Source organism: Actinokineospora spheciospongiae, assembly GCF_000564855.1.
In the GTDB taxonomy this organism is placed as follows: domain Bacteria; phylum Actinomycetota; class Actinomycetes; order Mycobacteriales; family Pseudonocardiaceae; genus Actinokineospora; species Actinokineospora spheciospongiae.
Genome location: NZ_AYXG01000263.1, coordinates 21,028 through 29,667, shown reverse-complemented (window position 1 = coordinate 29,667; position 8,640 = coordinate 21,028). Strand labels below are relative to the sequence as shown.

General features: G+C 73.1%; 8 protein-coding genes. 5 read left to right on the top strand and 3 right to left on the bottom strand.

The features are described from left to right. Nucleotides 1-173: 173 nt before the first annotated feature. Nucleotides 174-2,081, bottom strand: coding sequence for an intein-containing Rv2578c family radical SAM protein (locus tag UO65_RS32875; RefSeq protein ID WP_200873527.1), 1,908 nt, complete (start codon nt 2,079-2,081; stop codon nt 174-176). A 268-nt stretch (nt 2,082-2,349) separates the two neighbouring features. Between UO65_RS32875 and pnuC the strand changes: the two genes are divergently transcribed. The 3 genes from pnuC to UO65_RS32855 are packed head-to-tail and all read left to right on the top strand — an operon-like array spanning nt 2,350 to nt 5,685. Continuing rightward, nucleotides 2,350-2,982, top strand: coding sequence for a nicotinamide riboside transporter PnuC (gene pnuC / locus UO65_RS32870; protein WP_035290858.1), 633 nt, complete (start codon nt 2,350-2,352; stop codon nt 2,980-2,982). Continuing rightward, nucleotides 2,979-4,028, top strand: a complete 1,050-nt coding sequence (locus UO65_RS32865; protein ID WP_035290856.1) for an AAA family ATPase — start codon at nt 2,979-2,981, stop codon at nt 4,026-4,028. The genes pnuC and UO65_RS32865 overlap by 4 nt, the downstream gene beginning before the upstream one ends. A 22-nt stretch (nt 4,029-4,050) precedes the next feature. Beyond that, entirely contained in the window at nt 4,051-5,685 is a 1,635-nt protein-coding gene (locus UO65_RS32855; RefSeq protein ID WP_233427940.1) for a YibE/F family protein, read from the top strand. Here UO65_RS32855 and UO65_RS32850 read toward each other — a convergent pair. Together UO65_RS32850 and UO65_RS32845 are read right to left on the bottom strand one after the other, a co-directional pair. Beyond that, nucleotides 5,642-6,262: a hypothetical protein gene (locus UO65_RS32850; RefSeq protein ID WP_035290852.1), complete on the bottom strand. Its 621-nt coding sequence runs from the start codon at nt 6,260-6,262 to the stop codon at nt 5,642-5,644. The two genes, UO65_RS32855 and UO65_RS32850, sit on opposite strands and share 44 nt — an antisense overlap. Before the next feature lies 1 nt (nt 6,263). Continuing rightward, nucleotides 6,264-6,971 (bottom strand): MBL fold metallo-hydrolase, encoded by a 708-nt coding sequence (locus tag UO65_RS32845; protein WP_035290850.1) that lies wholly within the window; start codon nt 6,969-6,971, stop codon nt 6,264-6,266. A 133-nt stretch (nt 6,972-7,104) separates the two neighbouring features. Here UO65_RS32845 and UO65_RS32840 point away from each other — a divergent pair, with 133 nt between their 5' ends. Together UO65_RS32840 and UO65_RS32835 are read left to right on the top strand one after the other, a co-directional pair. Further along, nucleotides 7,105-7,893: a peptidylprolyl isomerase gene (locus tag UO65_RS32840; RefSeq protein ID WP_035290848.1), complete on the top strand. Its 789-nt coding sequence runs from the start codon at nt 7,105-7,107 to the stop codon at nt 7,891-7,893. Beyond that, nucleotides 7,890-8,633 carry a peptidylprolyl isomerase gene (locus UO65_RS32835; RefSeq protein ID WP_035290846.1) on the top strand — a complete coding sequence of 248 codons (744 nt, stop codon included), beginning with the start codon at nt 7,890-7,892 and terminating at the stop codon, nt 8,631-8,633. Before UO65_RS32840 ends, UO65_RS32835 begins: the two co-directional genes overlap by 4 nt. Nucleotides 8,634-8,640: the final 7 nt, after the last annotated feature.

Genomic DNA, 8,640 nt, shown 5'->3' with positions numbered 1-8,640 from the left:
TGATCGCCATAGGGGCCCCGGCCAAACACATCCACCCACCCGGGCACCACCCACCAAAACCCCGGGCGCGAGAGCTGAGCACATCCACCCACCCGGGCACGCCCAACAAACGACCGGGCCCTTGAACATGGCACGCGGAGCCCAGAGCCGGAACAAGGCCCAGCGCGATCCAGTCACAAGAGAGTCAGCTGATCCTCCCTGACCTCAACAGTCCCAGCCGCACCAGGCATGCTCCCCTCCGGCCACCGATCCGCCCCACCCCGTTCCAACCGGTGCCGCCGCACCAACGGCCCCACCCGAGCAGCAAGCGCCGCCCGATAACCCGAAGCCGCAGTGCTCCCCCGACCATAGATCCGCCGGTACAACGGCACGAGCAGCGGATGCTCCCGGGCCAGCCACCCCGCGAACCACTCCCGCGCCCCCGGCCGCAAGTGCAACGGCAGCACGGTGACCCCCGTCGCACCAGCCTGAGCGATCTCCCGCAGGAGCGCGTCCAGTTGCTCCACGGAGTCGGTGAGCCCGGGCAGGACCGGCGCGACGAACACCCCGCACGGCAGCCCGGCGTCGGTGATCCGCTTGACCAGTTCCAGCCGGGCCCGCGGCGACGGCGTCCCCGGTTCGAGTGACCGCTGCAGGTCCTCGTCCAGCAGCGCGAGGGAAACCCCCAACCCCACCGGCACGTCCTTCGCCGCTGCCGCCAGCACGGGCAGGTCCCGGGAGAGGAGGGTTCCCTTGGTGAGGATGGAGAACGGCGTCCCCGACTCCCGCAGCGCCCGGATGATCCCGGGCATCAACCCGTACCGCCCCTCCGCCCGCTGGTAGGGATCGGTGTTGGTCCCCATCGCCACGTGCGCGCGCGGCCAGGTCGGGGAGTGGAGCTGCCGGTTGAGCACCTGCGCGGCGTTCAGCTTCACCACGACCTGGGTGTCGAAGTCCTGTCCCGCGTCCATGTCCAGGCGGGTGTGGCTGCCCCGGGCGAAGCAGTTGTGGCTCACCACCCCGTTGGCGATGAAGTCGGAGGTGCCCGTGGTGATGTCGTACAGCGGCAGGTCGAGGCCCAGCGGTTCGATGGCCACGACGTCCAGGCGCGCGGGGGACTTGATGGCGGCGTTGTCGATGGTGCGCTTGGCGGTGACGGCCGGGTCGGCGGTGTGGAAGAAGCGGAGGTGTTCGGGGAGGCCGCCGTCGACGCGGACGCAGCGGCGGGCGTTGGGGAGGCGGCGCTCTTCGACCGCGGCGTGGAAGCCGAAGTGCTCCAGTGCGGACAGGACCGCGGTGAGCGTGGTCTCGCCCAGGTTGGGCAGGCGCAGGATGCGGTGGGCGAAGGTGCCGTCGACGTCGAACACGCCTGCCAGGAGGCCCTTGCGCCACTCGTCGGTGGGGGTGCGGGGCCAGTCGAGCGGGAGGGTGAGGCCGGAGTCGTTGGTGAGGTACTCGGCGACCCTGGCGGCGGCCTGGGCCGGGCGGGGTGGGCCGCCGTCGCCGCGGGCGACGCCGGTGAGGTAGCCGCGGCGGTAGTCGAGGGTGTCCTTGGGGGCGGGGGCGAAGGAGCCGGTGCCCATGAGCTTGTTGCCGACCGTGAGGTGCGGGCGGCGGTCGGGGCCGGAGATCGCGCCGGTGACGTGCTTCCAGCCGCGTTCGGTGAGGAACCGGTGGTCTCCGCTGGCGATGAGCTGGGTGCCGTCGGCCAGGGTGACCCGGTGGGCGGGTTTGACCGTGGACCAGTGCGCCTGGACCACCGTGGGCACGTAGTGCCGGTAGCTGCCGCGCCGCTCGGTGCCGTAGATCCGGTCGCCGACGCGCAGGTCGGCCAGGGGTCTGGTGGTGCCGTCGGCCATCAGGACCGGGGTGTCGCCGTGCAGGCAGTAGCTGCACGCGTGCGAGCACCCCCGGTAGGGGTTGACCGTCCACTCGAACGGCAGCGGCGAGCCGCCGGGCACCCGGTTGAGCACCGACTTCGCCAGCACCTCGTGGAACACCACCCCGCTGAACTCCGGGGCCCGCACGCTGCGCACCAACCCCGGCAGGCCCGGGAGCGCCTGCTGCCCGATCCGGTCCGCTCGCTGTCCGTCCCATCGCACGAGCACAGTCGAACACATGTTCGATCATCGCGCAATCGCGGGTTCCCGGGTTGTGGATGATCCGGACCCCACCCCCTGGCACGCACCGTGAGCAGCGCTTTTCCGACTCCGTGATCACTGGGGCCGGTGTGGCCGGTGGGGGTCTCGGGAGCCCTGGGAACGATCACCGCGCAACCGCTCCCGCACACCGTCGCGACCGCGACCGCCGGGGCCCGGGCGGCGGTTTCGTAGGCTGCACCGGTTGCCACTGGAGGAACGGAGTCCGCGGGTGTCGCTCGACCAGGTGCTGGAACCGCTGCGGGCGACCGCGTTCACCGCGTTCGGCGCGCCGACCTCGTGGATGGAGGTCGTCGGCTTCGTCACCGGCGCGCTGTGCGTGTGGTTGGTGGCCAGGCAGAACGCGTGGAACTGGCCGATCGGCATTGTCAACAACGTCGCGTTCTTCGCCCTCTTCGCCACCGCGGGCCTCTACGCTGACGCCTGGCTCCAGGTCGTCTACCTCGTCCTCGCGCTCTACGGGTGGTGGGCGTGGCTGCGCGGCGGCACGCGGAACGGGGCACTCACCGTGTCGAGGACGACCGCGGCGCAGTGGTGGGTGCTGCTGGCGGTCGGTGTCGTCGCCACGGTGGGGCTGACCCTGGTCCTCAACCACGCCACCGATTCCACCGTGCCCTTCCCCGACGCGGTCACCACCGTGCTGTCGCTGCTGGCGACCTGGGGCCAGGCGCGCAAGAAGGTCGAGTGCTGGTGGCTGTGGATCACCGCCGACGTCGTCTACGTCCCGCTCTACGCCTACAAGGGCCTGTGGCTGACCGCGCTGCTGTACCTCGGGTTCATCGCCCTGTGCGTGCTCGGGCTGCGCTCGTGGCGGGCCGACCTGCGGCGGCCGGTGGTCGCGTGAGGTTCCGGCACGCCCTGGTCCTGGGCAAGTTCTACCCGCCGCACGCGGGCCACCACCACCTCATCCGGACCGCGGCGGCGGCCTCGGAGCGCACCACGGTCGCGGTGCTCGGTTCGTCCGCGGAGTCGCTGTCCATCGCCGACCGGGTGCGCTGGCTGGCCGAGGAGCACGCCGCCGATCCGGGGGTGCGCGTGCTCGGCGACCTCGACGACCACCCGGTGGACTACTCCGACGACGCCGTGTGGGACCTGCACGTCGGGGTCACCCGCTCGGTGCTCGCCCGCCGCGCCATCGCCGAGGGGGACCCGTCGGGGGCGGCCGTCGACGCGGTGTTCAGCAGCGAGGACTACGGCGTCGAACTGGCGCGGCGGCTCGACGCCACGCACGTGCCGGTGGACCCGGCGCGGCTGGCGTTCCCCGTTTCCGGCACGGCGGTGCGCGCGGACGTGCGCGGGCAGTGGGCGAACCTGGCCCGGCCCACCCGCGCCGGGCTGGCCACCCGGGTCGTCGTGCTGGGCGCGGAGTCGACCGGGACGACCACCCTGGCCACCGCCCTCGCCGCGCACTACGGCGGCACCGCCGTGCCCGAGTACGGCCGCGAGCACACCGCGGCCAAGCTCGCCGCGAAAGCTCCCGTGTGGACGGTCGGTGACTTCGTCGACGTGGCGGTGCGCCAGGGCGCGGACGAGGACGCGGCGGCCCCCGCCGCACCGGTCCTGGTGTGCGACAACGACCCGTGGGCGGCGACCGTCTGGTGCGAGCGCTACCTGGGCTTCGGGCACCCCGAGGTGGACGCGGCGGTCGGGGACCGCAGGCCCGCGCTGTACCTGCTCACCGACCACGTGGCCGTGGAGTTCGAACAGGACGGCACCCGCGACGGCGAGCACCTGCGGCCGTGGATGACCGCGCGGTTCGTCCGCGGCCTGCGCGGGCGCGGGGTGCCGTGGCTGCTGCTGACCGGCAGCCGCGAGCACCGGCTGCGCCGGGCGGTCCGCGCCTGCGAGGCCGCGGCGGCCGCCCGGTTCACCTTCACCGACCCGCTCTGAGCGGCGTGTGAGGATGTACGGCGTGGATGACGGGGACACCCAACCGATACCGCGGGTCCGGGCCGAGCGGCCCCGGCGCGACCCGGGGACCCCGCAGCAGCAGGCGCCCCCCGGGCGAGAACCCCCCGGGCGGCGCCCGGGTCCCACACGACGCGAGGAACGCGAACGGCGCGAGGAGCACGAGTCGCGCCGAGAACGCGAGCAGCACCAGTCAGGCCAGGAACACAGGCCGCGCCGAGAACGCGAGCCGCGCGAGAAGCACGAGCCGGGCCACAAGCACGAGCCCGGCCACGAGCGCGAGCAGCGCGAAGGCGCGGAGCGCGGGCCGGGCGAGCAGCGCGGGGGCGCGGAGCGCGGGCGGCGACCGAAGCCCGCCGCGACCGCCCCGCGCACCGCACCGGCTGAGGAGCCCGCCGAACCGCCCCTCGTCACCGGGCACGGACACGGGCACGGGCACGGACCCGCGCGGCCGGTGTCCGACCGGGTGCGCAGGCTGCTGGTCGCGCTGCTGGCCCCGTTCGCGCTCGCGTCGGTGGTCGGGATGGTGGTCCTGTTCCCCACCGGCGACTCCCCCACCGCGGTGAACTCCGCCCTGCGGCAAGCGGTCCACGGCGAGGTCACCGGCGCCCAGGCGGGCCCGTGCGGCGCGACCGACACCGGCGGCGACCGGTGCCTGGTGCTCACCGTGGCGATGACGGACGGCGCCGCGGCGGGCAGCGACGTGCGCACCGCCCTGCCGCTGGAGCCGAGCACGCCGCGGTTCTCGGTGGGCGACGAGGTCGTGCTGTCCTACTCCGGCGGCGACCCGCTGGCCGGGGAGAGCTACCAGGTGGTCGACTTCCAGCGCGGGGTGCCGCTGGCGGTGCTGGCGGCGCTGTTCGCGCTGGCGGTGCTGGTGCTGGGGCGGTGGCAGGGGTTCAAGGCGCTGGGCGCGCTGGTGCTGAGCTTCGCGGTGCTGCTGCTGTTCGTGCTGCCCGCGATCCTGGCCGGGGAGAGCCCGCTGCTGGTGGCGGTGTTCGGCGCGGGCGTGATCATGTTCGCGGTGCTGTACCTGACCCACGGGCTGTCCGCGCGCACGTCCACGGCGGTGCTGGGGACGATGGTCAGCCTGGCGCTGATCGGGGTGCTGAGCGCGCTGTTCGCCGCGGTGTCGTCGCTGACCGGCCTGGACGAGGACACCTCGGCGCTGGTCGGGTCGCTCGGGCACGGCATCGACACCCGGGGCCTGCTGCTGGCGGGCATCGTGATCGGCGCGCTGGGCGTGCTCGACGACGTGACGGTGACCCAGACCAGCGCGGTGTGGGAGCTGCGGGCGGCCAACCCGGCGCTGGGCTGGCGCGCGCTGTACGCGGCGGGCCTGCGCATCGGTCGCGACCACGTGTCCTCGGCGGTGAACACCCTGGTCATGGCCTACGCGGGGGCGGCGCTGCCGGTACTGCTGTACTCGTCGATCTCCGGGGTGGGCCTGGGCACGATCCTGCAATCGCAGTCCATCGCCCAGGAAATAGTGCGGACCCTGGTGGGCAGCATCGGCCTGGTGGCGGCGGTGCCGGTGACCACGGCCGTGGCGGCGCTGGTGGCGGTGCGCGAACCCGCCGTGGGGCCGGACCCGATCAATCCAGGGAAGCCACGAACCGGGTCACGGCCTCCGGCTTGAGCCGCTGGGCCAGGCGACCGGTGGGCGCCACCGAGGCAAGCCGGTAGAGCGGGCGGTCCGGGGCGGGCTCGCCCTTGGCCTCCGCGCGCAACTGGGCGACCAGCAACTGGGAGAACACCAGGCCCGCGCTGTTCTCGCTGCCCGCGAGGATGTCGGCGAGCCTGCGCAGCACCAGGATGCCCAGCTCGCGGCCACCGGTCCCGGCGTAGACGGCCAGCGACACGTTGACCGTGCGCCTGCCCTCCCCCACCAGCAGGCCCACCGTGCGGGTGCCGCGCATGTCGGTGACGACCAGCTCCAGCCGGTCCGCCCCGCGCAGGTCCACCGAGCGCTGCCCGAAGGTCCTGGCGACGACCGAGTCGCCCTCCAGCCACACCGAGCGCCGGGTGGACCCCCAGAACAGGACGCCGAACAGCACGGCGACGACCCCGGCGGCGATCAGCGCGGGCAGCCTGCCCGCGATCAGGCCGACGACACCGCCGACGGCCGCGGCGAACACCACCACCACGGCGGCCGCGGCGCAGCCCCGCCTGCGGGTGGCGCCCTCGACCAGGCTCAGCGGGATGCGCTCGGCCACCTCAGATGCCCCGGCCGCGGTGCTTGTGGCCCGACGCCGGGTCGTCGAGGTCGATCATGCCGGTGAGGAACGGGTTGCTCGCCCGCTCCCGGCCGATGGTGGTGGCCCCGCCGTGGCCGGGCAGCACCACCGTCTCGTCGTCGAGGGCGAGCAGCTTGCGCAGCGACTCGGTCATCCGGGCCATCGAGCCGCCGGGCAGGTCGGTGCGGCCGATCGACCCGGCGAACAGGGTGTCGCCCGCGAACAGCAGGTGGTCGCCGTCGGCGGTGTCGTGGCCGAAGACCACCGACCCCTCGGTGTGCCCGGGGGTGTGGCTGACGCCGAACTTGAGGCCCGCGAGGTCCAGCTCGGCGCCGTCGGTCATCTCCCGCACCTCCTTGGGCTCGCGCAGCTCCAGGCCGCCGAAGAAGGCGGCCGACTCGCGGCTGAGCCCGCGCAGCGGGTCGCTGAGCATGTAGCGGTCGGCCGGGTGAATCCAGGCGGGGATGTCGGTGCCGTCGCACACCGGGGCGACGGAGTACACGTGGTCGAGGTGCCCATGGGTCAGCAGCGCGGCGACCGGGGTCAGCCGGTGCTTGCGCAGCGCCTGGGCCAGCGGCTCCTCGGCGCCCTCGCCCGGGTCGACGATCACGCACTGCTCGCCCTCGCCGGGGGCGATCAGGAAGCAGTTCGCCTGGAACGATCCGGTGGGAAAGCCGACGACCAACACGGGCACGGACCTCCAAGTCGGCGGGATTCTTCGCTGGTTCTCAGCCTATCGGCCGGGGCCACCACACTGTTCTTACCGGGGTCACCCATAGACTGCGCCACTGCTGGAAGCGACAGGTCAGGGAGGGTGGCAGGTGCCGAGCAACGAGCAGCGCCGGAAAGCGGCCAAGAGCAAGCTGGAACGCCAGCTCGCGAACAGGGCCGAGCGAGCGCGCAAGCGCCGCACCGTCGGCCTGATCAGCACCGTCGTCGGCGTGGTCGTCGTGGTGGGCCTGGTCTACTGGCTGGCCAACATCGGCGGTGACACGACCGACACCGCCGCCGAGGAGACCAACGAGCCGTTGCCCGGCACCGTGAACTGCTCCTACCCCGCCTCGGAGGGCCAGCCCGCGAGCAAGCCCGCGCAGGCCCCGGAGACCGCCAACATCACCACCCAGGGCACCGTCGGCGCCACCCTCAAGCTCAACGGCAAGGACGTCGGCCTGACCCTGGACCGCACCAAGGCGCCGTGCACGGTCAACAGCTTCGCGAGCCTGGCCAAGCAGGGCTACTTCAACGACACGGTCTGCCACCGCCTGGTCACCCAGGGCATCCAGGTGCTCCAGTGCGGCGACCCGTCGGGCACCGGCTCCGGCGGCCCCGGCTACACCTTCGACGACGAGGTCGCCCCCGACCTCAAGTACACCCGCGGCACCCTGGCGATGGCGAACGCGGGCCCGAACACCAACGGCAGCCAGTTCTTCCTGGTCTACGGCGACGCGTCCTCGCTGCCGCCGAGCTACACCGTGTTCGGCACCATCGGCGAGCCCGGCCTCGCGGTGATCGACGAGATCGCCAAGGCGGGCATCAACACCCCCGAGGGCCAGGGCGACGGCAAGCCGAAGAACGAGGTCAAGGTCAACGAAGTGGTGATCGCCGGATGAGCAGGCTCCTGATCGGCGCGCTGCTGGCGTGCGCGGCCCTCACCGCGGGCTGCTCGTCGTCCACCTCGGGGTCCGCGGTCGGCTCGGACACCACGACCGCGACGCGGACCTCCACCACCACGGCCACCCCGACCTCGGAGACGACGTCGGCGCCGACCGGGGTCAAGACGTGCGCCTACCGCAAGAAGGGCACGGCGGCACCGGGCAAGGACGTCGGCCTGCCGCCGGAGACCACCGAGGACAACCAGACCAGGGTGGCGTTCAAGACCAGCCAGGGCGACATCGCCGTGGCGCTGGGCACGGCCAAGGCGCCGTGCACCACGCGCAGCTTCGCGTTCCTCGCCGCGCAGCGCTTCTTCGACGGCACCCCATGCCACCGCCTCACCACCAAGGGCATCGAGGTGTTGCAGTGCGGTGACCCGACCGGCACCGGCACGGGCGGCCCCGGCTACGCGATCCCGGACGAGAACCCGACCGACCTGCCGCAGGGCTCGGGCGCCGGTTCGGTCGTCTACCCGCGCGGCACGGTCGCCATGGCCAACGCGGGCCCGGGCACCGGCGGCAGCCAGTTCTTCCTGGTCTACGGCGATTCCACGCTCTCCCCGGACTACGCGGTCATCGGCACCCTGGACGAGGCGAGCCTCGCCGTGGTCGACAAGGTGGCGCAGGGCGGTTCGGACCCGGACGGCGACGGCAAGCCGAAGACCCCGATCGACATCCAGTCCGCCGAGGCCACCTGAGCACCCG

Coding starts and splice junctions, on each gene's coding strand:
- UO65_RS32835 (WP_035290846.1), top strand. CDS start 7,890: ATGAGCAGGCTCCTGATCGGCGCGCTGCTGGCGTGCGCGGCCCTCACC.